This is a genomic window from Kitasatospora sp. NPDC101801, from assembly GCF_044766665.1.
GTDB lineage: Bacteria > Actinomycetota > Actinomycetes > Streptomycetales > Streptomycetaceae > Kitasatospora.
Window position 1 is genome coordinate 1 of record NZ_JBIWML010000104.1, and the last position, 1366, is coordinate 1366.

The window sequence follows — 1366 nt, forward strand, 5'->3', positions numbered from 1 at the left end:
CCAGCCAACGGTGTAACTCGGGTGAGTGAACTACCGGCGGCCGACGGAGAGTCGGCCGTCGAAGGCGATGTCGAATGCCTGGAGTGCGGGCTTCCATCGCATGGTCCAGCGTTTGCGGCCCTGGCCGGTCGGGTCGAGCGACATGATCGCCATGTAGACGCACTTCAAGGCGGCCTGCTCGTTGGGGAAGTGCCCGCGGGCGCGGACGGCCTTGCGTATGCGCGCGTTGACCGACTCGATGGCGTTGGTGGTGCAGACGATCCGGCGGATCTCCGTGTCGAACTGGAGGAACGGTACGAACTCGGCCCAGGCGTTCTCCCAAAGCCGCACGATCGCCGGGTACTTGGCGCCCCATTCCTCCTGGAAGTCCAGGAAGCGGTCCTCGGCGGCCTTCGCGGTCGGCGCGGTATAGATCGGCTTGAGGGCGTGGGAGATCTTGTCCCAGTCCTGGCGGGCCGCGTATCGAAAGGAGGCTCGCATCAGGTGCACCACGCAGGTCTGGGTGATCGCTTGCGGCCACACCGTCTCGATGGCGTCGGGCAGGCCCTTGAGGCCGTCGCAGACGACCATGCACACGTCCGCGACGCCCCGGTTCTTGATCTCGGTCAGCACCTGGAGCCAGTACTTGGCGCCCTCGCCACCGTCGCCGGCCCACAACCCGAGGATGTCACGGGTGCCGTCGACCGTGACGGCCAAGGCGACGTAGATCGGACGGTTCGCCACCTGACCGTCCCTCACCTTCACGTGTACGCAGTCGATGAAGACCACCGGGTAGACCGAGTCGAGCGGCCGGTTCTGCCACTCCGTCATGCCGTCGATGACCTTGTCGGTGATGGTGGAGATGGTCGTCTTGGACACGCTCGCGCCGTAGACCTCGGCCAGGTGGGCGGAGATGTCACCGTGCGTCAGGCCCCGCGCGGACAGGGAGAGAACCATCTCGTCCACGCCCGTCAGGCGGCGCTGCCGCTTCTTGACGATCTGCGGCTCGAAGCTCCCGTCCCGGTCGCGGGGCACCTCGATCTCGACCGGGCCGACCTCGGTCAGCACGGTCTTCGGCCGCACCCCGTTGCGGGAGTTGCCGCTGCCCGCTCCGGCCGGGTCGTGCTTCTCATAGCCGAGGTGGTCGGTGATCTCGCCCTCCAGGGCGGACTCCAGCACGCGCTTGGTCAACTGCTGCAGCAGCCCGCCCTCACCGGTCAACTGCAGGCCGCTCGCACGGGCCCGGTCGACCAACTGCCCGATCAACTGGTCGTCCAGCAGGTCCGCCGGCAGCTCGACCGGCCGGACCTCTTCAACCGCCTCAACGGAGACAGTCACGTCGCTCATCAGGTGCTACTTCCATGATCGGGAGTTACACCGATGACCG

General features: G+C 66.9%; 1 protein-coding gene. It reads right to left on the reverse strand.

Annotated elements, in window-relative coordinates; all coding sequences use genetic code 11:
• Positions 1-30: 30 nt before the first annotated feature.
• Positions 31-1317: an IS256 family transposase gene (locus ACIRPK_RS36890; protein ID WP_403047334.1), complete on the reverse strand. Its 1287-nt coding sequence runs from the start codon at positions 1315-1317 to the stop codon at positions 31-33.
• Positions 1318-1366: the final 49 nt, after the last annotated feature.